Annotated in this window: 28 protein-coding genes and 1 riboswitch; of the genes, 8 read left to right on the top strand and 20 right to left on the bottom strand. The window is 71.9% G+C overall.

The window, feature by feature from the left end; genetic code table 11:
* Nucleotides 1-58: 58 nt before the first annotated feature.
* Complete coding sequence (locus ACFY3I_RS28735) at nucleotides 59-1,108, bottom strand: decaprenyl-phosphate phosphoribosyltransferase (protein ID WP_390863806.1); 1,050 nt, start codon at nucleotides 1,106-1,108, stop codon at nucleotides 59-61.
* On the bottom strand, nucleotides 1,105-1,629 hold the full coding sequence (locus ACFY3I_RS28730) for a phosphatase PAP2 family protein (protein WP_390863805.1): 525 nt from the start codon (nucleotides 1,627-1,629) through the stop codon (nucleotides 1,105-1,107). The genes ACFY3I_RS28735 and ACFY3I_RS28730 overlap by 4 nt, the downstream gene beginning before the upstream one ends.
* Before the next feature lie 150 nt (nucleotides 1,630-1,779).
* Between ACFY3I_RS28730 and ACFY3I_RS28725 the strand changes: the two genes are divergently transcribed.
* Both ACFY3I_RS28725 and ACFY3I_RS28720 read left to right on the top strand, forming a co-directional pair.
* Nucleotides 1,780-3,180, top strand: coding sequence for an FAD-binding protein (locus ACFY3I_RS28725; RefSeq protein WP_390863803.1), 1,401 nt, complete (start codon nucleotides 1,780-1,782; stop codon nucleotides 3,178-3,180).
* Nucleotides 3,181-3,195: 15 nt separating this feature from the next.
* On the top strand, nucleotides 3,196-3,951 hold the full coding sequence (locus tag ACFY3I_RS28720; protein ID WP_365283978.1) for a decaprenylphospho-beta-D-erythro-pentofuranosid-2-ulose 2-reductase: 756 nt from the start codon (nucleotides 3,196-3,198) through the stop codon (nucleotides 3,949-3,951).
* A gap of 53 nt (nucleotides 3,952-4,004) precedes the next feature.
* Here the strand turns inward: ACFY3I_RS28720 and ACFY3I_RS28715 are convergent, their stop codons facing one another.
* The 5 genes from ACFY3I_RS28715 to ACFY3I_RS28695 all read right to left on the bottom strand — a co-directional run bounded on the left by ACFY3I_RS28715 (nucleotide 4,005) and on the right by ACFY3I_RS28695 (nucleotide 9,224).
* A complete protein-coding gene (locus ACFY3I_RS28715; protein WP_365283976.1) occupies nucleotides 4,005-4,583 on the bottom strand; it encodes a 2'-5' RNA ligase family protein in 579 nt (192 codons plus the stop codon).
* Nucleotides 4,584-4,790: 207 nt separating this feature from the next.
* Complete coding sequence (trpS, locus tag ACFY3I_RS28710) at nucleotides 4,791-5,804, bottom strand: tryptophan--tRNA ligase (protein ID WP_365283974.1); 1,014 nt, start codon at nucleotides 5,802-5,804, stop codon at nucleotides 4,791-4,793.
* Between the two features lie 143 nt (nucleotides 5,805-5,947).
* Complete coding sequence (locus ACFY3I_RS28705) at nucleotides 5,948-7,408, bottom strand: glycine hydroxymethyltransferase (RefSeq protein ID WP_390863801.1); 1,461 nt, start codon at nucleotides 7,406-7,408, stop codon at nucleotides 5,948-5,950.
* Between the two features lie 32 nt (nucleotides 7,409-7,440).
* Nucleotides 7,441-7,531, bottom strand: a riboswitch (ZMP/ZTP riboswitch).
* A 144-nt stretch (nucleotides 7,532-7,675) separates the two neighbouring features.
* Nucleotides 7,676-8,866, bottom strand: coding sequence for a glutathionylspermidine synthase family protein (locus tag ACFY3I_RS28700; protein WP_390863799.1), 1,191 nt, complete (start codon nucleotides 8,864-8,866; stop codon nucleotides 7,676-7,678).
* Nucleotides 8,867-8,873: 7 nt separating this feature from the next.
* Nucleotides 8,874-9,224: a hypothetical protein gene (locus ACFY3I_RS28695; protein ID WP_390863798.1), complete on the bottom strand. Its 351-nt coding sequence runs from the start codon at nucleotides 9,222-9,224 to the stop codon at nucleotides 8,874-8,876.
* A gap of 183 nt (nucleotides 9,225-9,407) precedes the next feature.
* Between ACFY3I_RS28695 and ACFY3I_RS28690 the strand changes: the two genes are divergently transcribed.
* The 3 genes from ACFY3I_RS28690 to ACFY3I_RS28680 all read left to right on the top strand — a co-directional run bounded on the left by ACFY3I_RS28690 (nucleotide 9,408) and on the right by ACFY3I_RS28680 (nucleotide 11,133).
* The gene (locus tag ACFY3I_RS28690; protein WP_365284308.1) at nucleotides 9,408-10,235 is read left to right on the top strand and encodes a DMT family transporter; all 828 of its coding nucleotides are present in this window, start codon (nucleotides 9,408-9,410) and stop codon (nucleotides 10,233-10,235) included.
* Between the two features lie 173 nt (nucleotides 10,236-10,408).
* Nucleotides 10,409-10,900: a DUF2975 domain-containing protein gene (locus ACFY3I_RS28685; protein ID WP_390863796.1), complete on the top strand. Its 492-nt coding sequence runs from the start codon at nucleotides 10,409-10,411 to the stop codon at nucleotides 10,898-10,900.
* The gene (locus tag ACFY3I_RS28680; RefSeq protein ID WP_365283964.1) at nucleotides 10,900-11,133 is read left to right on the top strand and encodes a helix-turn-helix transcriptional regulator; all 234 of its coding nucleotides are present in this window, start codon (nucleotides 10,900-10,902) and stop codon (nucleotides 11,131-11,133) included. Before ACFY3I_RS28685 ends, ACFY3I_RS28680 begins: the two co-directional genes overlap by 1 nt.
* Before the next feature lie 115 nt (nucleotides 11,134-11,248).
* On the opposite strand, the gene ACFY3I_RS28675 is transcribed toward ACFY3I_RS28680, so the two are convergent.
* The 3 genes from ACFY3I_RS28675 to ACFY3I_RS28665 form a co-directional block, all read right to left on the bottom strand.
* A complete protein-coding gene (locus tag ACFY3I_RS28675; protein ID WP_390863794.1) occupies nucleotides 11,249-11,881 on the bottom strand; it encodes a chaplin family protein in 633 nt (210 codons plus the stop codon).
* Nucleotides 11,882-12,139: 258 nt separating this feature from the next.
* Complete coding sequence (locus ACFY3I_RS28670) at nucleotides 12,140-12,415, bottom strand: hypothetical protein (RefSeq protein ID WP_365283960.1); 276 nt, start codon at nucleotides 12,413-12,415, stop codon at nucleotides 12,140-12,142.
* 98 nt (nucleotides 12,416-12,513) lie between these two features.
* Nucleotides 12,514-13,152, bottom strand: a complete 639-nt coding sequence (locus ACFY3I_RS28665) for a hypothetical protein (RefSeq protein ID WP_390863792.1) — start codon at nucleotides 13,150-13,152, stop codon at nucleotides 12,514-12,516.
* Nucleotides 13,153-13,617: 465 nt separating this feature from the next.
* Here ACFY3I_RS28665 and ACFY3I_RS28660 point away from each other — a divergent pair, with 465 nt between their 5' ends.
* From ACFY3I_RS28660 to ACFY3I_RS28650, 3 genes are all read left to right on the top strand, one after another.
* Nucleotides 13,618-14,106 carry a hypothetical protein gene (locus ACFY3I_RS28660; protein ID WP_365283956.1) on the top strand — a complete coding sequence of 163 codons (489 nt, stop codon included), beginning with the start codon at nucleotides 13,618-13,620 and terminating at the stop codon, nucleotides 14,104-14,106.
* Nucleotides 14,107-14,312: 206 nt separating this feature from the next.
* Entirely contained in the window at nucleotides 14,313-14,600 is a 288-nt protein-coding gene (locus ACFY3I_RS28655; protein WP_365283955.1) for a hypothetical protein, read from the top strand.
* Nucleotides 14,601-14,822: 222 nt separating this feature from the next.
* Entirely contained in the window at nucleotides 14,823-15,110 is a 288-nt protein-coding gene (locus ACFY3I_RS28650) for a hypothetical protein (RefSeq protein ID WP_365283953.1), read from the top strand.
* A gap of 75 nt (nucleotides 15,111-15,185) precedes the next feature.
* On the opposite strand, the gene ACFY3I_RS28645 is transcribed toward ACFY3I_RS28650, so the two are convergent.
* The 10 genes from ACFY3I_RS28645 to ACFY3I_RS28600 form a co-directional block, all read right to left on the bottom strand.
* The gene (locus ACFY3I_RS28645) at nucleotides 15,186-15,530 is read right to left on the bottom strand and encodes a hypothetical protein (protein WP_390863789.1); all 345 of its coding nucleotides are present in this window, start codon (nucleotides 15,528-15,530) and stop codon (nucleotides 15,186-15,188) included.
* A 208-nt stretch (nucleotides 15,531-15,738) separates the two neighbouring features.
* The gene (locus tag ACFY3I_RS28640) at nucleotides 15,739-16,026 is read right to left on the bottom strand and encodes a hypothetical protein (RefSeq protein ID WP_365283949.1); all 288 of its coding nucleotides are present in this window, start codon (nucleotides 16,024-16,026) and stop codon (nucleotides 15,739-15,741) included.
* 93 nt (nucleotides 16,027-16,119) lie between these two features.
* The gene (locus tag ACFY3I_RS28635; RefSeq protein ID WP_390863787.1) at nucleotides 16,120-16,485 is read right to left on the bottom strand and encodes a hypothetical protein; all 366 of its coding nucleotides are present in this window, start codon (nucleotides 16,483-16,485) and stop codon (nucleotides 16,120-16,122) included.
* A gap of 7 nt (nucleotides 16,486-16,492) precedes the next feature.
* Entirely contained in the window at nucleotides 16,493-16,738 is a 246-nt protein-coding gene (locus ACFY3I_RS28630; protein WP_365283944.1) for a hypothetical protein, read from the bottom strand.
* Between the two features lie 125 nt (nucleotides 16,739-16,863).
* Nucleotides 16,864-18,264, bottom strand: coding sequence for a condensation domain-containing protein (locus ACFY3I_RS28625; protein ID WP_390863786.1), 1,401 nt, complete (start codon nucleotides 18,262-18,264; stop codon nucleotides 16,864-16,866).
* 114 nt (nucleotides 18,265-18,378) lie between these two features.
* Nucleotides 18,379-19,338: an ABC transporter substrate-binding protein gene (locus tag ACFY3I_RS28620; RefSeq protein WP_390863784.1), complete on the bottom strand. Its 960-nt coding sequence runs from the start codon at nucleotides 19,336-19,338 to the stop codon at nucleotides 18,379-18,381.
* A 2-nt stretch (nucleotides 19,339-19,340) separates the two neighbouring features.
* A complete protein-coding gene (locus tag ACFY3I_RS28615) occupies nucleotides 19,341-21,275 on the bottom strand; it encodes an ABC transporter permease (protein WP_390863782.1) in 1,935 nt (644 codons plus the stop codon).
* On the bottom strand, nucleotides 21,275-22,573 hold the full coding sequence (locus tag ACFY3I_RS28610; RefSeq protein ID WP_390863781.1) for a glycine betaine/L-proline ABC transporter ATP-binding protein: 1,299 nt from the start codon (nucleotides 22,571-22,573) through the stop codon (nucleotides 21,275-21,277). Before ACFY3I_RS28610 ends, ACFY3I_RS28615 begins: the two co-directional genes overlap by 1 nt.
* Complete coding sequence (locus tag ACFY3I_RS28605) at nucleotides 22,573-24,099, bottom strand: GMC family oxidoreductase (RefSeq protein WP_390863779.1); 1,527 nt, start codon at nucleotides 24,097-24,099, stop codon at nucleotides 22,573-22,575. Before ACFY3I_RS28605 ends, ACFY3I_RS28610 begins: the two co-directional genes overlap by 1 nt.
* A gap of 67 nt (nucleotides 24,100-24,166) precedes the next feature.
* Nucleotides 24,167-25,678: an aldehyde dehydrogenase family protein gene (locus ACFY3I_RS28600; RefSeq protein WP_390863777.1), complete on the bottom strand. Its 1,512-nt coding sequence runs from the start codon at nucleotides 25,676-25,678 to the stop codon at nucleotides 24,167-24,169.
* Nucleotides 25,679-25,816: the final 138 nt, after the last annotated feature.

Raw genomic sequence — 25,816 nt, 5'->3', positions numbered from 1 at the left:
GTGGGACTGGCGCGGGCGGGGTGCGGGCGGGCGGGGTGCGGGCGGGCGGGGTGCGCGCTCACCAGTGGGCCACCGCGAGTGCGTACATCGCGAGCCAGGCCAGGCCGATCAGGGCGAGGGCGCGGTCGCGCAGGACGACGTCCTCGGGTTCCCCGGCGGTGCCGCGGTCGGCGAAGACGGCGTAGCGCAGGATCGCCAGGATGAAGGCGACCATGGACAGCTGACGCCACGGCAGCAGGCCGGCGACGGCCCCGTGACGGCCCTCCAGGGCCCACAGACAGTAGGCGAGGACGGCGACCCCGGCGGCGAGCTGCCAGACGAAGCGGAGGTAGCCGGTGGTGTACTCGGTGAGCAGCGCGCGCGTGGCGCCCGCCTTGCCGCCGAGCTGCACGGCCTCGGAGTAGCGCTTGGCCGACACCATGAACAGCGCGCCGAAGCCGGTGGTGATGAGGAACCAGCGGGACAGCGGGATGCCGAGCGCGACCCCGCCGATCACCGCCCGCATCAGGAAGCCGGTGGTGACGACGACGAGGTCGACGACCAGGACGTGCTTGAGGGCGACGCAGTACGCCAGTTGCATGCCCAGGTAGGCGATCAGCAGGGCCGGGACGAGCGGCGGGGTGAGCCGGGCCGCGAGCAGCGGTCCCAGGACGGCCAGGACGCCGCCCGCCGTGTAGGCGACGGGGACCGGGACCAGGCCCGCGGCGACCGGGCGGCGGCACTTGGTGGGGTGGGCGCGGTCGGCGTCCGCGTCCCGGGCGTCGTTGATCAGGTAGACGGCGGCGGCGCAGGCCGTGAAGAGGACGAAGGTGAGGGTGAGGGTCAGGAGCGCGTGCGCGGAGAAGAGCCGGCCGGCGGCGGCCGGGGCGGCGACGACGAGGGTGTTCTTGACCCACTGCTTGGGGCGGGTGGTCTTCAGCAGGCCCTTGAGCAGACCCCCGGGTGTGACGCGCGCGCGTGCCGGTCCGTCCGCGTGCTCCGGCGGCCGGGCGGGGTGACCGCGCTGTTCGTGCAGATTCGTTTCAGCGGTGCCCTCGGCGGCCGCCTCGACGGCGCCCGCGGTCACCTCGCCGGTCACTTCGGTGGCGGCGTGCGCGGTCTCGGTCATGCCCGCCTCCCCGCGTGCACTGCACCCGGTACACCCCCGCGCATCCAGCGCGCCCCGGCCCGCGCCGTGAGCGCCCCGAGGGCCGCGCCCGCGGCGACGTCCGACGGGTAGTGCACACCGACGACGAGCCGGGACAGGCACATGGCGGCCGCCAGGGGCGCGAGGGCGGGTACGCCGAGCGCTCCGAAGGCGACGGCGGCGGCCACCGCGGAGGTGGCGTGCGAGCTGGGGAAGGAGTGCCGTCCCGCGGTGCGCACCCGGGGCCGGACATGTGCGGGGCGCGCACGGCGCACGAGCCGTTTGATACCCATGCTGCCGAGATGCGCGCTCGCGACCAGGGCCGTGCCGCGCAACCAGGCGTCGCGGCGCGCACCGTCCACCGCGGCCCCGGCGAGGCCCGCCGCGAGCCAGAGCGCGCCGTGCTCACCGGCGAGGGAGAGACCACGCGCGGTCGACTCGACGCGTGGATCGGCACCGCAGGCGTGCAGTGCGGAGAGGATCCGGTGGTCCATGTCGTCCATTGGACTCACTGTTCACCCTGACCCCGTAAAAGCTACGACCGTATTGAGCGACATTCCGATAATCACCCGTTTCGGGGAGTCAGGTGATATTCCGTAACCATTCCCTCATAGCGCGCTTAACACCCATACGGCAGCGATACGGTCGTCGTCATGCCTGGAAAGCCTGGAGGGTCCGCAGATCCCGCCGAGTCCGCACCCCCCGGAACCGCCGTCCCCGTCACCGGCTGGGGCCGAACCGCCCCCACCGTCGCCCGTCTGATCCGTCCCCGGACGTACCAGGAGGCGGCGAACGCGATCCGGAACTGCGGCGCACGCGGCGGCATCGCGCGGGGCCTCGGGCGCGCGTACGGGGACGCGGCGCAGAACGCCGGCGGCGCCGTGCTCGACATGACGGCCCTCGACCGCATCCACGCCATCGACGCCGACGGCGGCACCCTCCTGTGCGACGCGGGGGTCTCCCTGCACCGCCTGACCGAGGTGCTGCTGCCGCTCGGCTGGTACGTCCCGGTGACCCCGGGGACCCGCCAGGTGACGGTGGGCGGCGCGATCGGCGCCGACATCCACGGCAAGAACCACCATGTCTCGGGATCGTTCTCCCGTCACGTGCTGTCCTTCGAACTCCTCACCGCGGACGGCCAGGTCCGCACGGTGAGCCGCGGCACCCCGCTGTTCGACGCGACGGCCGGCGGCATGGGTCTGACCGGAGTGATCCTCACGGCGACCGTCCGCCTCCTCCCCGTCGAGACGTCGTACATGACGGTCGACACCGAACGCGCCACCGACCTCGACGACCTGATGCACCGCCTGACCACCTCGGACCACCGCTACCGCTACTCGGTCGCCTGGATCGACCTGCTGGCGCGCGGGGCGGCGACCGGGCGCGCGGTACTCACCCGGGGCGACCACGCGCCCCGGGAGGCGCTCGACGAGGACACACGCGCCGGGCGTGCACCACTCGCCTTCCGTCCCCGCCAGCTTCCGGCCGCCCCCGCGTTCGTCCCGGAGGGTCTGCTGGGCCGCACCAGCGTCGGTCTCTTCAACGAACTCTGGTACCGCAAGGCGCCACGCGCGCGAACCGGCCAACTCCAGCGCATCGCCGCCTTCTTCCACCCCCTGGACGGCGTCCCGCACTGGAACCGCGTCTACGGCCGCGGCGGCTTCGTGCAGTACCAGTTCGTCGTCGGATACGGCCGCGAGGAGGCCCTGCGCCGGATCGTGGACCGTATCTCCGAACGCCGCTGCCCGTCCTTCCTGGCCGTCCTCAAGCGCTTCGGCGACGCCGACCCCGGCTGGCTCTCCTTCCCCGTGCCCGGCTGGACCCTCGCGCTCGACATCCCGGCCGGCCTGCCGGGACTGGGCCTGTTCCTCGACGAGTTGGACGAGGAGGTCGCGGCCGCCGGAGGCCGCGTCTACCTCGCCAAGGACGCCCGGCTGCGCCCCGACCTGCTCGCCGCCATGTATCCCCGGCTCGCCGACTTCCGTGCGCTGCGCGCGGAGTTGGACCCGCACGGGGTGTTCGTCTCCGACCTGTCCCGCCGTCTCGGCCTCTAGGAGCTGATCGCTGTCATGAAGGACGCCTTCGGAGCGCCCCAGTCCCTGCTCGTGCTCGGCGGTACGTCCGAGATCGCGCTGGCCACCGCGCGCCGGCTGATCGCCCGCCGCACCCGCACCGTCTGGCTGGCCGGCCGCCCCTCCCCCGCCCTCGACCGCGCCGCCGGACACCTGCGCACGCTGGGCGCCGACGTCCGGACCGTCGCCTTCGACGCGCTCGACCCCGAGTCCCACGAGGCCGCCCTCGGCAAGGTCTTCGCCGAGGGCGACGTCGACATGGTGCTGCTCGCCTTCGGCGTCCTCGGCGACCAGGCGACCGACGAGCGGGAGCCGGTGCAGGCCGTGCGGGTGGCGCAGACCAACTACACGGGCGCCGTCTCGGCCGGCCTGGTCTGCGCGGGGGCCCTGCAGGCACAGGGACACGGATCCCTCGTGGTCCTGTCCTCGGTCGCCGGGGAGCGCGCCAGGCGCTCCAACTTCATCTACGGCTCCAGCAAGGCGGGCCTGGACGCCTTCACCCAGGGCCTGGGCGACGCACTGCACGGGACGGGCGTGCACGTGATGGTCGTACGGCCCGGGTTCGTGCGGTCGAGGATGACGGCGGGACTCGCGGAGGCGCCCCTGGCCACCACCCCCGAGGCGGTGGCGACGGCGATCGAGACGGGGCTGCGCAGGCGCTCGGAGGTGGTGTGGGTGCCGGGGGCCCTGCGGGTGGTGATGTCCGCGCTGCGGCACGCGCCGCGGTCGGTGTTCCGGCGGCTGCCGGTCTGAACCCGCCGCGCCGGCGGTCTACCGGCTACCGGCTACCGGCTACCGGCTACCGGCTACCGGCTGGCGATGGTGCCCCGCTCCGCGTGTCCGGCCTGGGGCGGCACGACCGCCCCTCCGAAGGGGTACTCGCGGAGCTTGCGCCACACCCCGTCCGGCCCCTGCTCGTACAGGGCGAAGCCGGTGCACGGCCACGCGGCCTCGTACCCGGCGAGCTCGGCGAACGCCCGGTCCATCGCGGCCTCGTCGATGCCGTGCGCGACGGTCACATGGGGGTGGTAGGGGAACTGCAGCTCGCGGTCGAGCGGACCGGACGCGTCCCGGACCCGCTGCTGGAGCCAGGCGCAGTCGTCCGCCCCCTGGACCACCCTGACGTACACCACCGGTGAGAGGGGCCGGAAGGTGCCCGTACCGCTCAGCCGCATCGGGAAGGGCCGGCCCGCCGCGGCGACCTCGCCGAGGTGGGCCTCGACGGCGGCCAGCGACCCGGCGGCGATCTCCGTGGGCGGCAGCAGCGTGACGTGCGTGGGGATGCCGTGTGCCGCGGCGTCGCCGAAGCCCGCGCGCCGCTCCTGGAGCAGGCTGCCGTGAGGCTCCGGGACCGCGATCGACACGCCGATCGTTACGGTCCCCACGTCATCTCCTGTCGGTTGTGATGGTCGGACACGTGTCGGGTTCGTACGAGGCCGTCCGCTATCGACTGTACGGCCACGACCCCCTTCCGGGCAGCCGTGGCCGAAGTGATGTGCAGCGCTCCCGTGCGCTCCCCGGCGCGCTCCGAGCGCCCCCCGGACACCCCGCGCGGTGCGGTCGGCGCCCTCGACGCCTCGGAGGCGTTCCGCTCAGTGCTTGGCGGGCAGGAAGCCCACCTTGTCGTAGGCCTGGGCCAGGGTCTCCGCGGCGACGGCACGGGCCTTCTCCGCGCCCTTGGCGAGGATCGAGTCGAGGGTCTCCGCGTCGTCCAGGTACTGCTGGGTGCGCTCCCGGAACGGGGTCACGAAGTCGACCATGACGTCGGCGAGGTCCGTCTTGAGCGCGCCGTACATCTTGCCCTCGTACTCCCGCTCCAGTTCGGCGACCGTCCTGCCGGTGAGGGTGGAGTAGATGGTGAGCAGGTTGGAGACGCCCGGCTTGTTCTCGGCGTCGTAGCGGATCACGGTGTCCGTGTCGGTGACCGCGCTCTTGACCTTCTTCGCCGTCGCCTTCGGCTCGTCCAGGAGGTTGATGAGACCCTTCGGCGTGGACGCCGACTTGCTCATCTTGATCGCCGGGTCCTGGAGGTCGTAGATCTTCGCCGTCTCCTTGAGGATGTACGGCTTCGGGATCGTGAAGGTCTCGCCGAAGCGGCCGTTGAAGCGCTCGGCGAGGTCGCGGGTGAGCTCGACGTGCTGGCGCTGGTCCTCGCCGACCGGCACCTCGTTGGCCTGGTAGAGCAGGATGTCGGCGACCTGGAGGATCGGGTACGTGAACAGCCCGACGCTGGCGCGGTCGGCACCCTGCCTGGCCGCCTTGTCCTTGAACTGGGTCATCCGGCTGGCCTCGCCGAAGCCGGTGAGGCAGTTCATGATCCAGGCGAGCTGGGCGTGCTCGGGGACGTGGCTCTGCACGAAGAGGGTGCAGCGGTCCGGGTCCAGGCCGGCCGCGAGCAGCTGGGCCGCGGCGAGCCGGGTGTTGGCCCGCAGGTCGGCCGGGTCCTGCGGGATCGTGATCGCGTGCAGGTCGACGACCATGTAGAAGGCGTCGTGGGACTCCTGGAGGGCCACCCACTGGCGGACGGCGCCGAGGTAGTTGCCCAGGTGGAACGAGCCGGCGGTGGGCTGGATGCCGGAGAGCACGCGGGGTCGGTCAGAGGCCATGTTCACCATTCTCTCAGAGGGTGAGGGCGGGATCGGCCCGGCGGTGAGAGGTGGTTTCGGGGCGCGGGGGGCTGCGGGCCCGGTGGGGGCCTGTCGCGCGGTTCCCCGCGCCCTTCGGGGGCGCTGCCCCTGACCGGCGTCGATCAGCCCAGGTCGATCTCCGGGTACAGCGGGAAGCCCGCCACCAGGTCGGCCGCGCGCTGGGCGATCTCCGTCGAGACCTTCTCGTCCAGGACGTGGGAGGCCTTCGACGGGGCGCCGGACTTCGTCGTGCCCGGCTCGGCTGCGGTCAGCACGCGGTCGATCAGGCCCGCGACCTCGTCCATCTCGGCCGTGCCCAGGCCCCGGGTGGTGAGCGCCGGGGTGCCGATGCGGATGCCGGAGGTGTACCAGGCGCCGTTCGGGTCGGCCGGGATGGCGTTGCGGTTGGTGACGATGCCGGAGTCGAGCAGGGCCGTCTCGGCCTGGCGGCCGGTGAGGCCGTACGACGTCTCGACGTCGATCAGGTTGAGGTGGTTGTCCGTGCCGCCGGTCACCAGCGTGGCGCCCCGCCGGGTCAGGCCCTCGGCGAGCGCGCGCGAGTTGTCGACGATCCGCCGCGCGTAGTCCTGGAAGGCGGGCTGCCGGGCCTCGGCCAGGGCGACGGCCTTGGCCGCCATGACGTGCGGGAGCGGGCCGCCGAGGACCATCGGGCAGCCGCGGTCGACCTGGTCCTTGAGGGAGTCGTCGCACAGGACCATGCCGCCGCGCGGGCCGCGCAGCGACTTGTGGGTGGTCGTGGTGACGATCTGGGCGTGCGGGACCGGGTCGAAGTCACCGGTGAGCACCTTGCCGGCGACCAGGCCCGCGAAGTGCGCCATGTCGACCATCAGGGTCGCGCCGACCTCGTCGGCGATCTCCCGCATGATCCGGAAGTTCACCAGCCGGGGGTAGGCGGAGTAGCCGGCCACCAGGATCAGCGGCTTGAAGTCACGGGCCTGGGCGCGCAGCGCCTCGTAGTCGATCAGGCCGGTGGCCGGGTCGGTGCCGTAGGAGCGCTGGTCGAACATCTTGCCGGAGATGTTCGGGCGGAACCCGTGGGTGAGGTGGCCGCCGGCGTCCAGGGACATGCCGAGCATCCGCTGGTTGCCGAAGGCCTGCCGCAGCTCGGCCCAGTCGGCCTCGGTCAGGTCGTTGATCTGGCGGGCGCCGGTCCTCGCCAGGAAGGGCACCTCGACGCGGTCGGCGAGGACGGCCCAGAAGGCGACCAGGTTGGCGTCGATGCCGGAGTGCGGCTGGACGTAGGCGTGGCGGGCGCCGAACAGTTCACGGGCGTGTTCGGCGGCGAGCGCCTCGACGGTGTCGACGTTGCGGCACCCGGCGTAGAAGCGGCGGCCGACGGTGCCCTCGGCGTACTTGTCGCTGAACCAGTTGCCCATCGCGAGCAGGGTCGCGGGCGAGGCGTAGTTCTCGGAGGCGATCAGTTTCAGCATCTCGCGCTGGTCGTGGACCTCCTGACCGATGGCGTCCGCGACGCGCGGTTCGACCGCGCGGATCACGTCGAGGGCCGCGCGGTAGGCGGTGGACTCGACGGAGAGGGACTCGGTGGAGCGGGGCTCGGACATTCGGGACCTCCGGACATGGCGTTCGGCGTTCACGGTTCGGCCCAGGCGCACGGCACTCGGTCATGACGCGGGCCGCTCCCCGATGGTCGGTCCCATCCCTGCGCGCCAGTCACGGCCCGCTGGTCACACTACCCGGCGGACCCTCCCCAGGGCCGCGACGTCCACCAGTCGGTCAGGGTGCGGGGCGGACCGGAAGGGCACCGCGCCACCGGGCCGCCAGGCGCGCCGGGCCGCCTCCGCGCGTCGGCGCGAACGGTCGGCCGGAGGCTAGGCCGGCAGGATCACATGGGGCAGGAAGCGGGCGTAGTCGTCCGTCACCAGGCCCGTCGACTCCCTGATCCCGAGGCCCGCCGCCTCCTCCCCCACCACCCAGGCGCCCAGCACCACATGGTTGCCGTCGAACGCCGGCAGGGGCGCCAACCGCTGGTAGCAGCACGCCTCCTCGCGTACGACCGGTGGCCGACCGGGCCCGTGCACCACCACGCCGGCGCCCTCCCGGCCCAGCAGCGGTTTGCTGACGTAGCCGCCCGAGGCCGCCAGTTCCCGCGGGCCGTCCAGGTAGGCCGGCAGCAGGTTCGGGTGCCCCGGGTACAGCTCCCAGAGGATCGCCAGCAGGGCCTTGTTGCTCAGGAGCATCTTCCAGGCCGGTTCCACCCACATCGTGGAGCCGGTGCCGCCGCCGTTGTCCAGGGTGTCCAGGACGTGGTCCGCGAAGGCGTCGGTCGTGAGCCACTCCCAGGGGTAGAGCTTGAAGCAGCCGCGGATGAAGCGGAGCCGGTCGTCCACGAAGCGGCCGGAGAGGGTGTCCCAGCCGATCTCCTCCATGGAGATCCACTCGGTGTCCAGGCCCGCCTGCTCGGCGGTCTCCTTCAGGTAGGCGACCGTCATCAGGTCCTCGCCGAGTTCGTCGGCGGCGGAGTGGGCGAAGTGGAGGGGAACGCCGGACGGGAGCAGGTGGGCCTGGCGCCGCCAGGCGTCCACGAGGCGGTCGTGGAGGCTGTTCCACTGGTCGGCGCCCGGGAAGCGGTCCTCCATCCAGAACCACTGGGCCGAGGCCGCCTCCACCAGGGAGGTGGGGGTGTCGGCGTTGTACTCGAGGAGCTTCGCCGGACCGGTGCCGTCGTGGCGGAGGTCGAAGCGGCCGTAGAGGCTGGGGAGTTCGGCGCGGCGCTGCCAGGACTCGGTGACGGCCGAGCGAATGCGCGGGTCGGTGATACCCAGGTCGGCGAAACGATCCTGCGCGACGATGTGCCCGGCCGCCGCCAGACACATGGCGTGCAGCTCCTCGACCACCGCCTCCAGCGCCTCCACCTCCTCCAGCGTGAAGACGTAGTAGGCGCTCTCGTCCCAGTACGGACGCAGGACGCCGTCGGGATGCCGGGTGAGGGGGTAGATCAGCCCCTGCCCCTCGACGGTCCGCTGCCAGCCGGGGCGGGGTTCGACGGTACGGCGCTCCATCGGGCGGTCAGCCGCCGGAGCTGCCGTGGCCGCCGCCGTGCCCGAAGCCGCCGCGGCGGACGCTGTGGCCGCCGCCGTAGGAGCCGCCCGAGCCCTTGCGCGGCGCGGTGAACGAGCCGCCGCTGACCCACCCGCTCTTCTTCTTGCCGCCGTAGTAGTAGGCGCCGTCGACCGCGGCCTTGGTGGAGCCGCAGTCCTTGTCGGGGACGACCCGGTAGCCCTTGGCCGCGGTGTAGCTGTCGCGGTCCACGCAGCGCTTGTCGGGGTCGGAGGAGCAGGCGGTGAGGGCGGCGGCCAACAGGCCCATGCCGCCGAGGATCACCGTGCCCGAGCGGAGTCTGCGGCGCGTGTCGGCCATGTTCTCGTTCCCCCGTGTGGTGTGCGGCGGGCTGCTGACGGTCGCGTGATCGCCGGCCCGGTTGTCCGGCGACAGCTTAGGCGCCGGCCCCCGGTCCCCGGCAGGCGCCCGCCCGCGCAGCGCGGGCCCGGGGCGGCCCGGGGGCCAGCCCGTTCACCTACAGTCCCTGCTGTGCTCTTTGGAATGATGTGCGCGCTCGCCGCGGCGCTCTGCTTCGGTACGGCGACGGTTCTGCAGGCGATGGCCGCGCGGGCGGCCGGTGACGGTGCCGGCGGGGAGGCCGCACTGCTGTTGCGGGCCGTCCGGCAGTGGCGCTACGTCGCCGGGCTGGGGCTGGACGGCCTCGGGTTCGTCTTCCAGATCCTGGCGCTGCGCGCGCTCCCCATCTACGCGGTGAGCGCGGCGCTGGCCTCCAGTCTCGCCGTGACCGCGGTGGTCGCGGCCCGGCTGCTGCGGGTACGGCTGAGCGGGCTGGAGTGGGGCGCGGTGGGGGTCGTGTGCGCGGGCCTGGCGATGCTCGGGCTCGCGTCGGGGCCGGAGGGCGACCGGGCCGGGTCGGGCGCGCTGAAGTACGCGATGCTGGCGACCGCGGTGGGGGTGCTGCTGCTCGGGCTCGTCGGCGGGCGGCTGTCGGGGCGCGGGCGGGCACTGCTGCTGGGCCTCGGGGCGGGGTTCGGGTTCGGGGTGGTGGAGGTGTCGGTGCGGCTCGTCGACACCCTGCGGCCGGCCGGTCTGCTCACCGACCCTGCGACCTACGCGCTGCTGGTGGGCGGCGGCGGCGCCTTCCTGCTGCTGACCTCGGCGCTGCAGCGCGGTTCGGTGACCACGGCGACGGCGGGGATGGTGATCGGCGAGACGATCGGTCCGGCGGCGATCGGCGTGGTGTGGCTCGGGGACCGCACCCGCGAGGGGCTCGCCTGGCTCGGGGTGCTCGGCTTCACCGTGGCCGTGGCGGGGGCGCTGGCACTGGCCCGCTTCGGGGAGGCGCCGGAACGGGGCGAGGCGGACTGACTCCCTGGCCCCCTGCGCTCGTTCCTGCGGCCCTCCGGCTCTCGCCCCTGCTCTCCCGCGGCTCCCGCTCTTCCCTCACCCGCTCCTGCCTCACCCACTCTTGCCCACCCACCCATTGCCCCACCTATCGAAATTCGATAGATTCCCATCGTAACTCGATGGGAGGATGGGTTGTGGGGAAACTGACAGTGCGGGCGTTGCGCGCCGTGCTCGCGGTGGTGCTCACCGGCACCGTGTTCGTCCAGGCCGGAATGGTGTGGACGCTGGTCTCCGGGAACGACCCGGAGGACGGGTCGCTGCCGCTGACCGCGTTCCGGGTGATCACGATCCTGGGCATGGTGTCCGCCCAGGTGGCCCTGGTCTGCGTGTGGCGTCTGGTGACGATGGTGCGGCGCGGAACCGTGTTCTCGCACGCCGCCTTCCGGTACGTGGACGCGGTGATCGGCGCGATCGTGGCGATCGCCCTGCTGTGGTTCACGGTCACCGCCGTCAACGCGCCGGGCCAGCGGGACGACCCGGGGGTCAGCGTCATCATGGCCGGCATCGGCCTGGCCATCCTCGGGGTCGCCCTCATCGTGCTCGTACTGCGGATGCTGCTCGCCCAGGCGGTCGCGCGCGACGTCGAGGCCACGGAGATGCGGGCCGAGCTGGACGAGGTGATCTGATGCCGATCACCGTCGACATCGACGTGATGCTGGCCAGGCGGAAGATGTCCGTGGGCGAGCTCGCGGACCGGGTCGGGATCACCCCCGCCAACCTGGCGGTGCTCAAGAACGGCCGCGCCAAGGCGGTGCGGTTCGCCACCCTCGCCGCACTCTGCGAGGTGCTGGAGTGCCAGCCGGGCGACCTGCTGCGCTGGGAGGCCGAGGTCGCCGAGGTGTCCACCGCGGCCGAATGACGCGCTCCGGGCCGGCCGGCCCCGTGCGGCCACGGCCCGGTCCGTGAACCCGAGCGCGGGGCGCGGCGGCGGTCCGGGAGATCGCCGCCGGGCACCGTCGGACGGGCGGCCGGTGTCACCGCATGTGGCTGACCGCCCCCGGACGGAATCGCCGGTAGAGCAGCACACCCGCGGTCAGCGACGCCAGGCTCGCGGCCGCCGGCGCCCAGGGGTTGCCGGCTCCGGTGTGCGCCAGCTCGGGGGCCGTCCGGTGCCGGACGACGGTGGCGGGCGGCTTCGGCTCCGGGTGCGCCTTCACCGGCGGGGCCGGCTGGTGGCGGACGGGGGGCGTGGACGGGGCGGGCTCGTCGGGGTGGTTGACGCCTTCGTTGCCGAAGACGGGGTTGCCGATGCCCACCGCGTTCACGCTGTTGCCGACGACGTTGACGGGCACGTCGACCGGAAGCTGGATGGTGTTGCCGGAGAGCACACCCGGCGAGTCGTGGGCGGTGCCGGTGGCACTGGCCCCGCCCTTCTCGCCCCCGGACTTGCCACCCTCGTTGGCGCAGCGATTGCCCATCGCGGGGTTGAGCAGCCCCACCACGTCGACGGTGTTCCCGCACACGTTCACCGGGATGTGCACCGGCAACTGGATGTCGTTGCCGGACAGCACCCCCGGAGAGCCGGCCGCGGAACCGTCCGCCGCGGAGTCGGCCCACGCGGGCCCCGCGACCGCCATCGCACCAGACGCGACGGCGAAGGCGATCACACTGTTTCGGGTAACCCGTTTCATGGGTCCCTGCCCTTCCAGACACGTCGCGGGCACTCACCCGCGATCGGCGAAAACCAAGCAAAACGATGTAACTGGTGACTTCTGCGACCCGTATCGGGGAGATACGGGCGTGCCGGACTGGACGTGCGGGCCCGCCTGGCCGTTGACGGGACGAGGCGTGTCACGGTGGTCCGGCCGGCGCCTGCCGCGCGTCGGCCCGCGGCGGCACGAGCCGGGCGAGCTGCCGCGGACGGGTCAGAGGGCCTGGTTGTTGCAGCCCATGTCCGAACCGAGGTGGCTCTGCTGCGCACCCGGGTTGCCCTCGCCGTTCAGGAGGTTGCCGGCCAGTCCGGTGAGCGCGCCGACACTGCCGAGCACCTCGATGTTCATGTCGTGCGAACGGCACTCGGTGGCCTGGGTGACGTCGATGTCGCGGCCCAGGTCGTCGTGCGCGGAGGCGACACCGGCGCCGAGGGTGCCGACGCTGCCGAGCATGGCGCCCACGAGGACGGCCTTGTGGAAGGTGCGCATGGGTTCTCCAAATGGTCGATACGAGCGGGGAGTCCGCGGGGAATCCGCGGGAGGTCGTGCGGGAGGTGCCGACGGGCGGACGCGCGCGGGCGCCACCGTCAGCCGAGTCGGGGAAGCCCCAACTGGCCGACCGGAGGCGCCGCGACCTGTCCGAGGCCGACCGGGGAGAGCTGCGGCACACCCGGCGACCCGAGCTGCGGGTTCAGGAGCGGGTTCACCTGCGGGTTGATCTGGGGGTTCACCTGCGGGGCGACGATCGCCGGGGCCTGCTCGGCGAAGGTCTGGGGCACGGCCACCTGCGGGGCGACCTGCGGCATGACCTGAGGCATGACCTGCGGCACCACCTGGGCGGGCTGCGCGGGCGCGGCCTGCTGCTGGTACTGCGGCGCGGGCTGCTGCTGGTACTGCGGCGCGGGCTGCTGGTAGGCGGGCGGGGCCTGTTGCGGGTACTGCGGGGCGGCCTGCTGCGGGTACGGCGTGGTCGCGGCCTGCGCGACTCCCTGCGAGGAGGCCGAGCTGGCGGCGTACCCGGTCTGCGGTGGCGCGGGCGCGGGCGCGACCTGCTGGACCGGCTGGGGAGCGGGAGCCGGGGCCGCCTGGGGAGCGAACTGTTCGGGAGCCGGCGCCGGGGCGGGACTGCCTTGTCCGATGGGAGCGGCATGACTGACGCCGCCGCCGAGCGCGGACAGACCGCTGGCCGCCACTACAAAGAGCGCGGCCTTGTGAAGCTTGCGCATGAAACTCTCGGCCCTTCGATACCTGAATAGGGAAGTCCATTGCATTCAGCGCGGTCACACGTGCCATCGGTGTGATACTCATACCGCACCGCAGGCAGCAGTAATTCCGATAAGCACGTGGACTTCGCATTCGGAGCCGACAGCGATTGCCTCACCTTCGTCAGGTCCACGGTCGCTGCCCTCTCCTCGTCGGAACGACCGTCGCCCCGCCGTGGTCACGGCATTCAAAAGCCCGTCACCCATTTGCCGCCCCGCGAACCGGAGTTCACCGGACGCACGGGGTGCGGCAAACGGGTGACCCCGAACCGGCGACCGTTTCTGGGTCCGCGCACCCCTCGTTCCCCACGGGGCAAGAGCGATGGTTCACCGCGGCCGCTCAGGACGGCAGCAACAGCGACAACTGCGCTGACTCATCAGCTTTTCATCAGATTCCGTGCACAGGTCAATTGAAGGGCCGAGAATTCCATGCGCAAGCTTCGTAAGGTCGCGCTCGTCGTCGCAGCAGCCGGAGGTCTCACCGCCGTCGGCGCCGGCCCAAGCTCCGCCGTCACCCCCGCCGCCTACAACGGGGCTGTGCCGCCGCCGGTTTCACAGCCCGACGCCCAGGCCGCCGCGGCCTCCCACGCCCAGGCGACCGCGCAGTCCTACGGCTCACCGGCCCCGCAGCAGGCGGCCCCGCAGCGCGGCACCGAGGTCGCTCCGCAGATCAACCCGCAGTTCAACCCCCAGATCAACCCGCAGCTTTCGTCGCCGGCCCCGCAGCAGGCACAGGGCCAGGGTGCCCCGGTGAGCCAGACCAACATGTTCCGTCCGTCCCAGGAGTGCAGCCCGCAGACGCTCCTCGACGCGAACGTCCCGGTCGCGCTGCTCGCCGCCTCCCAGACCCGCGGCGTCGACTGCTCGCAGGCCAACAGCCAGGCGAACTCGCTCGCCAACGCGCTGCACCAGGGCTGACCGCCAAACACGGTTGCACGACGGGGAATTACCGGAAATGACGCCCGCCGGAGCCGCGTCGACGCGATACGGCTTTCGGGTGCTTTCGCCTGGAGATCACGAAATCGGCGCGTCGCCGCGAGCTTTGGCGTATTTCCTACTAATCTCCCGTAACTGTAACAAGTCGATCTCCCGCAGATCGCACCCACTCACTCCCCGGAGATGACATGCGTAAGCTTCGCAACGTTGCCGTCCTGGTCGCCGCAATCGGCAGCATCGGACTCGTCGGCGGCACGGCCCACGCCGGTGACGGCGGCAGGGGCGGCGAGCACGGCGACAAGTTCAACATCACCCAGAGCTCCAACTGCAAGTCGCACGACCTGAACCTGGACGTCCTCGGCGAGGTCGGCCTGCTCAACGGCCTTCTGGGCAACGCGCTGAACGGCGAGGGCAACCCCGGTGCCCAGGCCACCGACATCGGCTCCACCATGGGCTGCAACAACAGCGCCTTCTGATAAACCCGATCGACGCGCAGACGCCGATCGGCCAATGGTCCCGGCGCCGGGCTTCCCGCCTGGCGCCGGGGCCATTTGCATGTGCCGCCGGAACTCCAAGGTGACGAAATCCACGCGAGTTCGGCGCGCCGCCGGATCATCTCGCTTAATTCGTATCAACCTTCTGTTCAAGGAAGCCGATTCCTCGTGAATCGCCTCCACCCCCACATCAGCGGAGATGAAATGCACAAGGTACGTACGGCCGTCGTCCTCCTCGCCGCGTTCGGGAGCCTCGGGCTCCTCGGCGCCGGCACCGCCCAGGCCCACCAGGGCGGGGGCAAGGGGGGCGACAGCTTCGACATCCGGCAGAGCAGCACCTGCAGGTCGCACGACCTGAACCTGGACATCCTCGGCGAGGTCGGCCTGATCAACGGCCTGGGCGGCAACCTGCTGAACGGCGAGGGCAGCGCCGGCGCCCAGCAGAGCCACCTCGGTTCGGAGATGGGCTGCAGCAACAGCTTCGGCAGGTAGGCACCACGGAAAGATCCCGGTGTCCCGGCAACGGCCGGGGCACCGGGATCTTTGCGTGGCGAGCCCGGGCGGTGCTCAGAACTCGATGTGCGGCTTCTTGAAGCCCTTGGGCAGCTCCGCCCTGTTGGAACAGTCCACCTGCGGACCGGCCTTGGTGGATCCGCTGCCCAGCAGGCCGTCCTGCGGATCCACCACGCTCGGCCGGTCGACCGTCGTGCAGTCCTGCGTCTGCCTGATGATGTGCGTGCCGTCCTTGTCCTTGTGCACCTCGCTCCTGCGCACGCAGACGGTGTCACCCTGCGCGCTGGTCTTGCAGTCGCCCGAGTGTCCGTCCGCGTAGGCGTGTCCGGCGCCCACGCAGATGGCCGCGAGGCTCCCGACGAGCCCCGTGACGGTGGCGATCCTCTGCCGAGTCGACATGTGCCGCATTCCTTTGCGAAAGAGGCCCGGTCGCGTGCCGTTGCCGGCGGGCGCCCGGGCCTTGGAAGGTCGGATACAACAGGGCGACGGCAGCCCGGACGCATGCCCCGAGGGAGCAGTGCGTCCGGGCTGCCGTCGCCACGGGGTCCCGCTCGGCAAATCGCCGAACATTCCCCGGAGTTGGTGCGATGTGCCGCGGTACGTCGTGTTACTCGCCCTCGCCGCCCTGCTGCTCGCCGTAACCCTGCTCGGGGCCCTCGGGACCCTCGGGGCCGGCCTTCTGCTCCTCGGGCTGGCCCTCGGGCTGACCCTGCGGCTGCGCCTGGGGGCCGTAGTAACCACTGCCGACGGCAACGGCGTTGGCCGACGAGTTGGCCACGGCGGTGACGCCCTGGCCCGCGTCCTCGCCGCCGGCGGCGAAGCTGGCCCCGGCGCCGACGAAGGACAGACCGGCAACCGCCGCCGCTACGACCGCGGCACGCTGGAACTTACGCATGATATGACCCTTTCTCATCCGGGCGGAGCGCCCGGCTCGACTACACAACGTGAGCATATACACACATTCTGTAGTGATTCAGGATCTACACACTCATGTCGCGTCGCCCTCGCCCGGCACGCTCGTCCGCCAGTGCCCGGCATGCCGGTCCTCACGGGTCCCGGTCGACCCCCACGTGGTGGGGGAGCAGGTCACCTCGGGCCCGAGCCGCGCCCTCCCGTTGCCGAGGACCGCGGGGACGGTCAGGGGCTGCACCGGCTGGCAAGTGTCCTGGTGGGGCGGGAGTTCACCCTCGGGGACCTCACCCTTGAAGCGCTGGGTGCACGAGAGGTTGCCCAGGAGGTCACGGGTGCAGTCCCCCGGGCCGGCCGCGGCGTACGCCTGGGTGACGCCGGCACCGGTCGCGACGAGCCCACCGACCAGCAGCGAAAGAGCCGTGATCTGCTTCCTGTTCACCATGCCGAGCTCAGCCGGTGAAGGCGTTGTTGTACTGACCGCAGGTGGTGTCCGTGGTGCCCGCGAGACCGAGCACGCCGATCGGGATGTCGTTCTCGGCGACCGTCTGCGGGCTGCACTCCTGGTACGGGCGGTAGAGGTCGGCCACCTGCAGCCCGTTGCCCGAGCTGTCGGCGACGGCGGTTCCGGCGCCGACGGCAGACAGGCCGCCGGCCGCCGCCACCGCCGCGAGCACGACCTTCTGAAGCTTGCGCATGAAAACCTCGATTTCTTTTCCGGTACATCGAGAGGGATTGCCTAGCGTGACCGCGCAAACACTAGCAGTAGCCGCACGTGACTTTTCGTTCCCCTTATTCCGCCGCCGATACCAATACGGTCGTATCAAAGGGAAGTTGACACGAGGTCGCCGGCCGGCACGGAGGAAATCACGTCCCGCAATCCCTCGGCATACCGCCGCACGTTCTTGTGGGCGATCTCGGTGTCGGGGTGACGGCAGGCGAACCACAGCCCCTCGTGGAGCCGGCTGACCCAGGCACACACCTGGTCGCCGTACGACACCCGGATCAGTCCGTACGTCTTCTGCTCGGTCCAGTCGGCCGCACCCGGGGTGAGGCGGGCGTCCGTGTACGAGACGATCGAGTACAGGTCGGGCGAGGTCGGCCGGAAGTCCGAGCCGAGCAGCCGCAGTACGCGGGCGAGCGGAATGCGCGCCAGCGACCGGTTGGCCCGCAGCTCGGCGCGGACCAGGGCGAGCGCCTCGTCGAAGTCCCGTGCCGCCGGCACCTCGATGGGGGCGCCGCCGACGTACCAGCCGACGGAGTCCGACCACTCGGACTTCAGCCGGGTGTGGAACGGCACGACCGTACGGTAGACCGGCTGTCCGCCGAGCTCGTGGACGATCAGGCTGGTCGCGGCCAGGATGCCCACCAGGCTGCCGCCGTAGGGCCGGCAGTACGCCTCGAACGCGGCGGCCGCGTCCGCGTCGACGAGCGGCTCGCACATCAGCTTCTGGGTGGGCAGCGTGCCGCCCGGCCGCAGCCCGAGGTCGACGGGGAACTGCGGAAGCCTCCCGTCGCACCGGGCGATGAACTCCCGCCAGCGCCCGACGATCGCGTGGGTGTCGTCGATCCCGTCCGCGTTGGCCCGCTCGTGCCGGCAGAAGTCGACGTAACTGCCCACCGGCGTACCGGTGACGGACCGCCCTCCGGTGCTCGCCGTGTACAGCCCGTGGATCTCGTTCGGGGTGAGCTGGAGGGAGTAGGCGTCGACGTTGGTGTGGTCGAAAGCCATGTACACGCTGGTGGAGTCGTCACGGACGACCGCCGTGTAGATGATGTTCGGCCAGCCGAGCGCGTCCGCCGCGACGTCGAACCGGTCCTGGAGGTACCGGGTCAGCACCTCCGCGTCGGCGAAGTCGCCGACCACCTCGCGCTGCAGCGTCACGTCGTCCGCGTCGAGCGTGAACCGGCGCATGTCCTCGCCGACCCACCGGAAGCCGCTGCGCAGCGTCTCGTGACGCAACGTCCAGCCGCGCAGCGCCTCTTCCAGCGCGTCGAGGTCGGCCCGGCCCGGCAGGTCGAACGCCGTGCCGAGCCAGGTCGGCACGAACAGCCCGTCCTCGCGCACCGCCCGCGCCGTTCTGATGTGCGACTCCTGGATGTACGCCGGCGGCCGCGGATCCGGCGGCAGCGCTGCCGCGGCCGCCACGGTCGCCGGGCTGAACGTCCACTCGACAAGCCGTCCGGGCCGGACCTCGCAGCGCTGAATGTCAGAAATTCGCACGATGGCGTCTCCTTCACAGAAGACACCAGCTTGATCAAGTCACGGCCGTGCGCGAGCGACGGCCGCTGTGTCGCCCGCATTTCAGCGGGACGTGTGACACCTCGAACGAGTTGACTACGACCGCTCGGGCAGCCACTTCCTCCACACCGAGGGGTGCTCGTCCACCCACTTGCGGGCGGCGTCCTGCGGGCTCAGCTTCTGGTCGGCGATCAGCAGCGAGACCTCGTTCTGGTCCTCGGTGCTCCACTTGAACTTCTTGAGGAACGCCGCCGCCTCGCCCCCGCTCCCCGCGAAGTCCGCGTTGAGGTACTTCCGCAACGGGGTGTGCGGGTAGGCGCAGGCCACCTTGGCCGCGTCGGCGTCGCAACCCTCCCGGTACGCCGGCAGCTTCACCTCGGTCATCGGCACCTTCCGGAACAGCCACTGGGGTGAGTACCAGTAGGTCAGGAAGGGCTTCTTCTCCTTGGCGAACTGCTTGATCTGGGTGATCTGGGCGGCCTCGGAACCGGCGAACACCACCTGGTAGTCCAGCTTCAGGTTCTTCACCAGCGCCTTGTCGTTGGTGACGTACGACGGTGAGCCGTCCAGGAGCTGTCCCTTGCCGCCGCTCTCCGCGGTGCGGAACAGGGAGGCGTACTTGTCGAGGTTCCTCCAGTCGGTGATGTCGGGGTGCTGCTTGACCAGGTAGGTCGGCACGAACCACCCGATGTGCCCGGTGACTCCGAGGTCGCCGCCACCGTCGATGGTCTTCTTGTCCCGCACGTACCGCTTCTCCTGGTCCGGGTGGCCCCAGTCCTCCAGGATCGCGTCGACGCGGCCCTGGCTGAGCGCGTCCCAGGCCGGTACCTCGTCCACCTGCACGGTGTCGACGCGGTAGCCCAGTTTGTGTTCGAGGAGGTACTGGGCGACGGCGACGTTGGACTGCGCGCCGACCCACGACTGCACGGACAGGGTCACGGTCCTCGACCCCTGCGCGTTGGCGAAGGGCGAGGCCTGCTTGGTCATGTCGGCGGCACCGCAGCCGGTCGCGAGGACCAGCACGCAGGCGGCGGCCACCAGGTTCGTCCGGCGCATGGTCAGGCTCCCTTCCCCGTACGGCGCTCCGTGGGCTGGGTGACCCGGTCGAGCATCAGGCCCAGGCAGACGATGGCCGCCCCCGCCACCAGTCCGGTCGCCAGATCGCCCTGGGCGAGACCGAAGGTGACGTCGTAGCCGAGCGCGCCCCCGCCCACCAGGCCGCCGATGATGACGACGGCGAGCACCAGCACCACGCCCTGATTCACGGCGAGGAGCAACGCGGGCCGGGCCAGCGGGAGCTGGACCTGCCACAACTGCTGCCGTCCGGTCGCGCCGAGCGAGCGCGCGGACTCCAGGGCGGCGGGGTCGACCTGCCGCAGCCCCTGGGCGGTGATCCGTACGACGGCGGGCAGCGCGTAGACGACCGCGGCGGCCACGGCCGGGGCGCGGCCGACGCCGAACAGGGCGACGACCGGGATCAGGTACACGAACTGCGGCATGGTCTGGAAGACGTCCAGGACCGGGCGCAGGGCGCGTTCGACGCGGTCGCTGCGGGCGGCGGCGACACCGGTGGCGAAGCCGATGACGAGCGTGACGGCGACGGCCGCGAGGACCTGGGACAGCGTGTCCAGCGACTCCTCCCACACCCCGAGCACACCGATCGCGGCCATCGCCAGGACGGCGGTGAGCGCGGTGCGCCAGGTGCCGATCAGCCACGCCAGGGCGGCGACGAGCAGCAGCACCGACCACCAGGGCAGCCACTGCAGGCCCGACCGGACCGGGTCCAGGATCCAGGTGGTGAAGTGCGCCGCCCAGTCCGCGGTGCCGCCCACGACCGGGACGCCCGAGTACAGGTGGGCGGTCATCCAGTCGACGGCGCGGTTGACCGGTTCGGCGAAGTCCAGGGTCCAGGCCGCGGGCCAGTCCAGGCCGTCGAGGAGGCGGGCGGCGACGGCGACGGCCACGGTGGCGGCGAGGGCGTGGAGGAGGCCGGCCCGGGACCGGCGGGTGTCACCCCGGTCGCCCGCGGCGGCGGTGATCCGGTCCAGGACGACCGCGAGCAGCACGATCGGGATTCCGGCGGAGAGGGCCGCGCCGACGTCCACCGAGGCGAGCGCCTGGTAGACGCGGTCGCCGAGACCGCCGGCGCCGATGACGGAGGCGATGACCGCCATCGACAGCGCCATCATGATCGTCTGGTTGAGACCGAGGAGGAGTTCCCTGCGGGCCAGCGGGATACGGGCGGTCAGCAGCCGCTGCGTGCGGGTGGCGCCCAGCGAGTCCACGGCCTCCAGGACCTCCGGGTCGGCCTCGCGCAGGCCGAGGGCGGTGAGCCTGGCCATGGGCGGGGCGGCGTAGACGACGGTGGCGAGGACGGCCGCGGGGACGCCGATGCCGAAGACCAGGACGACGGGCAGGAGGTAGGCGAAGGCGGGGAGCACCTGCATGGTGTCCAGGACCGGGCGCAGGGCGCGGTTGAGCCGGTCCGAGAGGCCGGCGCCGAGGCCCAGGAGCAGGCCGACGGCGACGGACGCGAGGACGGCCACGACCATCAGCGCGAGGGTCTGCATCGTCGGCACCCACATGCCGAGGGCACCGCAGGCGAGGAACGCGGCGGCCGTACCCGCGGCGAGCCGGGGGCCGGCGACGCGGTGCGCGACGGCGGCGCCGAGCACGGTCACGCCGGGCCAGCCCGCGGCGAGGAGGGCGAGGTAGACGACGCGGACGGTGAGGACGACGGCGTTGCTGACGTAGCCGAGGAAGTAGAGGAAGAGGGGGTGGGTGTCGCGGTTGTCGATGACCCAGTCGCTGGCGGCGGCCAGCGGCTTGGAGAGGTCGACGGTGAGGCCGTGCGGCCAGGCCGCGGACGCCCAGTGGGAGGCGGCGAGCGGGACGAGGACGGCGGCGACCACGGCCAGGGCGAGCAGCTTGCGCACGGCCGGGCTCGCGGGAAGGGTCACTCGACGGGGGCTCGGAACACTGATCGTCGCCATCAGATCCCCTCCGTGTCGGTGCGCGGGGCGGGGAGTTCCACTGGCCCGCGTTCACGCGGCGCCGCCGCGCCCAGCCGTGCCGCCCCAGCGACACGACCGCCCGCGGCTGGGTCTGCTTCGGGCCCGCCCGAGGACGGGTCGGCTCCGGGACCTTCCGACGGAGGACACGCATCCCCACCCAGGGGCGCGGGGAACTGCGCGCCCGGCCCACCACTGCCCGCGGACGACGCACTGCCCGCATCCGCTTTCGCCACCACGCCGAGCAGCGTGTCGGCGTCGACCACGCCGACGCACCGGTCCCCCTCGACGACCCGCGCCGGGACGCCGGCCGCGGCCACCACGTCGATCGCCTCGGCCACCGTGGACCGTGCGCCGACCACCGGGCCGGTCCCGCTCTCCCCCGCCTGCGCCGCCCGCATCGCGGACCCGACCGTGATCACCTGCTCGCGCGGTACGTCCCGGACGAACTCGCGGACGTAGTCGTCGGCCGGGGAGCCGACTATCTCCTCCGGGGTACCCAGCTGCACCACCCGTCCGTCGCGCATCAGGGCGATGCGGTCGCCGAGCTTCAGGGCCTCCGAGAGGTCGTGGGTGATGAAGACCATCGTGCGGCCCTCCTCATGGTGCAGGCGGACCACCTCCTCCTGCATGTCCCGCCGGATCAGCGGATCGAGCGCGCTGAACGGCTCGTCGAAGAGGAGGACCTCCGGGTCCACGGCCAGCGCGCGGGCCAGCCCGACGCGTTGGCGCTGCCCGCCGGAGAGCTGGCTGGGCCGGCGCTGCTCCATGCCGTCGAGGCCGACCTTGGCCACGACCTCCGCGGCCCGCTCGCGGCGCTCGGACCGGCGCACGCCCTGGATCTCCAGGCCGTAGGCGACGTTGTCGAGGACGGAGCGGTGCGGCAGGAGCCCGAAGTGCTGGAAGACCATCGCGGCGCGGTGCCGGCGCAGTTCGCGCAGCCGGCCCTTGTCCATCGCGCGGACGTCCTCGCCGTCGATGGCGATCGTGCCGGCGGTCGGCTCGATGAGCCGGGTCAGGCAGCGCACCAGGGTCGACTTGCCGGAGCCGGACAGGCCCATCACCACGAAGACCTCGCCCTTGCGCACGTCGAAGGAGACGTCGCGGACGGCGGCCGTACAGCCGGTGCGCTCGCGGAGTTCGGCGGGCGGCAGGGCCGCCAGTGCGGGGTCGCCCGGGACGCGGTCGGCCTTGGGGCCGAACACCTTCCACAGACCGTCGACGGAGAAGACAGGGGTCGTACCACTACTGCTACTGCTACTGCTACTGCTACTGCTCATCACGCACCGCCCTTCAGCAGGTCCACGGCCCTCTCGCCGACCATCAGCACTCCGATCATCGGGTTCACGGCCGGCATGGTCGGGAAGACGGAGGCGTCGGCGATCCGGATGCCGTCCAGGCCGCGGATCCGCAGCTCCGGGTCGACGACGGCCTGTCCGTCGTCCGCCGCGCCCATCCGGCAGGTGCCCGCCGGGTGGTACACGGTGTGCGCCACCTTGCGGGCGTACTCGCCGAGTTCGGCGTCGCCGAGGATCTCCGGCCCCGGGCACACCTCGCGCTTGAGCCAGCCGGCCAGCGGCTCGGTCTTCGCGATCTCGCGCGCGATGCGGATGCCGTCGACGAGGGTGCGGCCGTCGTAGTCGTCCTCGTCGGTGAAGTAACGGAAGTCCAGCGCGGGCTTCACCGAAGGGTCGGCGCTGGTGAGGTACAGCCGGCCGCGGCTGCGCGGCTTGGGGATGTTCGGGGTCATCGAGACGCCGAACTCCGGCCGCTCGTAGCCCAGTCGCTCCGGGTTGTCGGTGAACGGGATCTGGTAGAAGTGGAACATCAGGTCCGGGCCCGCGTGTTCGGGGTCGCGGCGCACGAACAGACCCGCGTCGGAGTCCATCGCGGAGTTCTCGGGGATCGGTCCGTCCGTCTCCCAGACGATCACCGACTCCGGGTGGTCGAGGAGGTTCTCGCCGACGCCCGGCAGGTCGAGCACGGCCGGTATGCCGAGGGCTTGAAGGTCCTCGGCCGGGCCGATGCCCGAGTGCAGGAGCAGCCGCGGGCTGTCGACGGCGCCCGCGCACAGCACGACCTCGTTGCGGGCCCGTATCAGCAGTTCCTCGCCGTCCTTGGTGCGTACGTGCACGCCCTCGGCGCGGGTGCCGTCCAGCTGGAGCCGGTACGCCCAGGTCTCCAGCAGGATCGTCAGGTTGGGCCGCTCGTCCATCACGGGGTGGAGGTAGGCCACCGAGGCGCTGGAGCGCTTGTTGTCCTCGGGGTGGTAGGCGAGGTCGAAGAAGCCGACGCCCTCGGTGAACGGCTTCTGGTTGAAGCCCTCCACGCGCGGGACGCCCAGCGCCTCCTGTGCCGCGTCGACGAAGTCGCGGGCGATGGCGTTCCGGTCCTTCTCGTCGACCGGGACGATGTTGTTGAGGAGGCGGGCGTAGTACGCCTCCATCGGGACCGCGCCCCAGCCCTCGGCGCCGGCCTCCTCCCACTCGTCCCAGTCGGAGGGCAGCGGCTTGAAGGCGATGAGCGTGTTGTGCGACGAGCAGCCGCCGAGGACGCGGGCCCGGCTGTGCCGGATGTGCGAGTTGCCGCGCGGCTGCTCGGTGGTCGGGTAGTCGTAGTCCAGCTCGCCGCCGAGCAGGCCCATCCAGCGGCGCAGGGTGAGGACGTCGTCGCGGCCGACGTCGCTGGGGCCGCCCTCGATCACGGCGACCGTGACGTCGGGGTTCTCGGTGAGGCGGGAGGCTATGACGGAACCTGCGGTTCCGCCGCCTATGACGACGTAGTCGTAGGTGTGGGACTGGGACATCGGGGGTGCTCCAAGGGCTTCGGGGGACCTCGGTGAGGCTTTTCGCGTACGGCGGCGGGGTGGGGGGTCAGCCGGCGAACCAGCGCACCGGGCGCGGCGCGAGGTTCTGGTAGACGTGCTTGGTCTCGCGGTACTCGGCGAGTCCGGCGGGCCCCAGCTCGCGGCCGGTGCCGCTCTTTCCGAAGCCGCCCCACTCCGCCTGCGGGAGGTAGGGGTGGAAGTCGTTGATCCAGACGGTGCCGTGCCGCAGCCGCCCCGCGACCCGGCGGGCACGGCCGGCGTCGGCGGTCCAGACGGCGCCGGCCAGGCCGTACTCGGTGTCGTTGGCGAGGGCGACGGCCTCGTCCTCGGTGCGGAAGGTCTCCACGGTGAGGACCGGTCCGAAGACCTCCTCGCGTACGACCCGCATCTCCCGGTGGCACTGGTCGAGGACCGTCGGCTCGTAGAAGTACCCCGTCTCGGGGCGGTCGGCGGACGGTTCGGGGCGCTTGCCGCCGGAGCGCAGCACCGCGCCCTCCGCCAGTGCCGACGCCACGTACTCCTCGGTCCTGGCGCGCTGCCGCTCGGAGACGAGCGGGCCGCACTCGACGCCGTCGGCCGTGCCGCGGCCGAGGCGGATCCGGGCGGCCCGGCGGGCGAGTTCGGCGACGAACCGTTCCCTGACCGGCTCCTCGACGATCAGCCGTGCGCCGGCCGAGCAGACCTGGCCGCTGTGGATGAAGGCGGCGTTGAGGGCCTGGTCGACCGCGGTGTCGAAGCCTTCCTCGGTCGCGCAGGCGTCGGCGAAGACCACGTTGGGGTTCTTGCCGCCGAGTTCGAGGGCGACCTTCTTGACCGACACGGCGGCCGCCTGGGCGACCTTGACCCCGCTGACCAGCCCACCGGTGAAGGAGACCAGGTCGACGTCGGGGTGCTCGGCGAGGCGGGCGCCCACGCTGTGCCCGGGGCCGGTGACGAGGTTGGCGACTCCGGCCGGCAGCCCGGCCTCCGTGAGCAGCTCGATCAGCGCGACGGTGGTCAGCGGGGTGATCTCGCTCGGCTTGATCACGAAGGTGTTGCCCGCCGCCAGTGCCGGAGCGACCTTCCAGCTCGCCTGGAGCAGGGGGTAGTTCCACGGCGTGATCAGGGCGCAGACACCGACGGGCTCGTGGACGACGACGCTGTGGACGTCGGGCGAGCCCGCGTCGACCACCCGGCCCGCGCCCTCGGCCGCCACCAGGTCGGCGAAGTACCGGAAGGCGTCGGCGACGCAGTCGATGTCGACCCGGCCCTCCTCGACGGTCTTGCCCGCGTCCCGGCTCTCCAGGAGCCCGAGCTCCTCGCGGTCGCGCACGAGCAGGTCGGCGACCCGGCGCAGCAGCGCGGCGCGCTCGGCGACCGGGGTGCGGGGCCAGTCGCCGGTGTCGAAGGCGCGCCGGGCGGCGGCCACCGCCGCCTCCGCGTCCTTCTCGTCACCCTCGGCGACCACGGCGAAGGGCCGGCCGTCCGCGGGGTCGATGATCTCGCGGGTCGCGCCGGAGACGGCTTCGAGCCACTCGCCTCCGACCTGGATGGTCGCTTGTGCCGTTCGGTCCGCCATGATCGGTGTTGCCTTCCGTTCCTGTTCGATGCCCTTGCGTGAACGAGGAGTCACACTCGGGGACCGTCAGCGCATGCCCTCGGACCCGGATTGCATGCGCAATCGGCGGTCGAAAGTGCGCTGCTTCACGGAACAGTC

Origin of the sequence: Streptomyces sp. NPDC001068 (assembly GCF_042897315.1) — a bacterium.
GTDB lineage: Bacteria > Actinomycetota > Actinomycetes > Streptomycetales > Streptomycetaceae > Streptomyces.
This window is presented reverse-complemented; position numbering and strand designations above follow the sequence as displayed.

Coding starts and splice junctions, on each gene's coding strand:
- ACFY3I_RS28735 (WP_390863806.1), bottom strand. CDS start 1,108: ATGACCGAGACCGCGCACGCCGCCACCGAAGTGACCGGCGAGGTGACC.
- ACFY3I_RS28730 (WP_390863805.1), bottom strand. CDS start 1,629: ATGGACGACATGGACCACCGGATCCTCTCCGCACTGCACGCCTGCGGT.
- ACFY3I_RS28725 (WP_390863803.1), top strand. CDS start 1,780: ATGCCTGGAAAGCCTGGAGGGTCCGCAGATCCCGCCGAGTCCGCACCC.
- ACFY3I_RS28720 (WP_365283978.1), top strand. CDS start 3,196: ATGAAGGACGCCTTCGGAGCGCCCCAGTCCCTGCTCGTGCTCGGCGGT.
- trpS (WP_365283974.1), bottom strand. CDS start 5,804: ATGGCCTCTGACCGACCCCGCGTGCTCTCCGGCATCCAGCCCACCGCC.
- ACFY3I_RS28705 (WP_390863801.1), bottom strand. CDS start 7,408: ATGTCCGAGCCCCGCTCCACCGAGTCCCTCTCCGTCGAGTCCACCGCC.
- ACFY3I_RS28700 (WP_390863799.1), bottom strand. CDS start 8,866: ATGGAGCGCCGTACCGTCGAACCCCGCCCCGGCTGGCAGCGGACCGTC.
- ACFY3I_RS28695 (WP_390863798.1), bottom strand. CDS start 9,224: ATGGCCGACACGCGCCGCAGACTCCGCTCGGGCACGGTGATCCTCGGC.
- ACFY3I_RS28690 (WP_365284308.1), top strand. CDS start 9,408: ATGATGTGCGCGCTCGCCGCGGCGCTCTGCTTCGGTACGGCGACGGTT.
- ACFY3I_RS28680 (WP_365283964.1), top strand. CDS start 10,900: ATGCCGATCACCGTCGACATCGACGTGATGCTGGCCAGGCGGAAGATG.
- ACFY3I_RS28670 (WP_365283960.1), bottom strand. CDS start 12,415: ATGCGCACCTTCCACAAGGCCGTCCTCGTGGGCGCCATGCTCGGCAGC.
- ACFY3I_RS28665 (WP_390863792.1), bottom strand. CDS start 13,152: ATGCGCAAGCTTCACAAGGCCGCGCTCTTTGTAGTGGCGGCCAGCGGT.
- ACFY3I_RS28660 (WP_365283956.1), top strand. CDS start 13,618: ATGCGCAAGCTTCGTAAGGTCGCGCTCGTCGTCGCAGCAGCCGGAGGT.
- ACFY3I_RS28655 (WP_365283955.1), top strand. CDS start 14,313: ATGCGTAAGCTTCGCAACGTTGCCGTCCTGGTCGCCGCAATCGGCAGC.
- ACFY3I_RS28650 (WP_365283953.1), top strand. CDS start 14,823: ATGCACAAGGTACGTACGGCCGTCGTCCTCCTCGCCGCGTTCGGGAGC.
- ACFY3I_RS28645 (WP_390863789.1), bottom strand. CDS start 15,530: ATGTCGACTCGGCAGAGGATCGCCACCGTCACGGGGCTCGTCGGGAGC.
- ACFY3I_RS28640 (WP_365283949.1), bottom strand. CDS start 16,026: ATGCGTAAGTTCCAGCGTGCCGCGGTCGTAGCGGCGGCGGTTGCCGGT.
- ACFY3I_RS28635 (WP_390863787.1), bottom strand. CDS start 16,485: ATGGTGAACAGGAAGCAGATCACGGCTCTTTCGCTGCTGGTCGGTGGG.
- ACFY3I_RS28630 (WP_365283944.1), bottom strand. CDS start 16,738: ATGCGCAAGCTTCAGAAGGTCGTGCTCGCGGCGGTGGCGGCGGCCGGC.
- ACFY3I_RS28620 (WP_390863784.1), bottom strand. CDS start 19,338: ATGCGCCGGACGAACCTGGTGGCCGCCGCCTGCGTGCTGGTCCTCGCG.
- ACFY3I_RS28615 (WP_390863782.1), bottom strand. CDS start 21,275: ATGGCGACGATCAGTGTTCCGAGCCCCCGTCGAGTGACCCTTCCCGCG.
- ACFY3I_RS28610 (WP_390863781.1), bottom strand. CDS start 22,573: ATGAGCAGTAGCAGTAGCAGTAGCAGTAGCAGTAGTGGTACGACCCCT.
- ACFY3I_RS28605 (WP_390863779.1), bottom strand. CDS start 24,099: ATGTCCCAGTCCCACACCTACGACTACGTCGTCATAGGCGGCGGAACC.
- ACFY3I_RS28600 (WP_390863777.1), bottom strand. CDS start 25,678: ATGGCGGACCGAACGGCACAAGCGACCATCCAGGTCGGAGGCGAGTGG.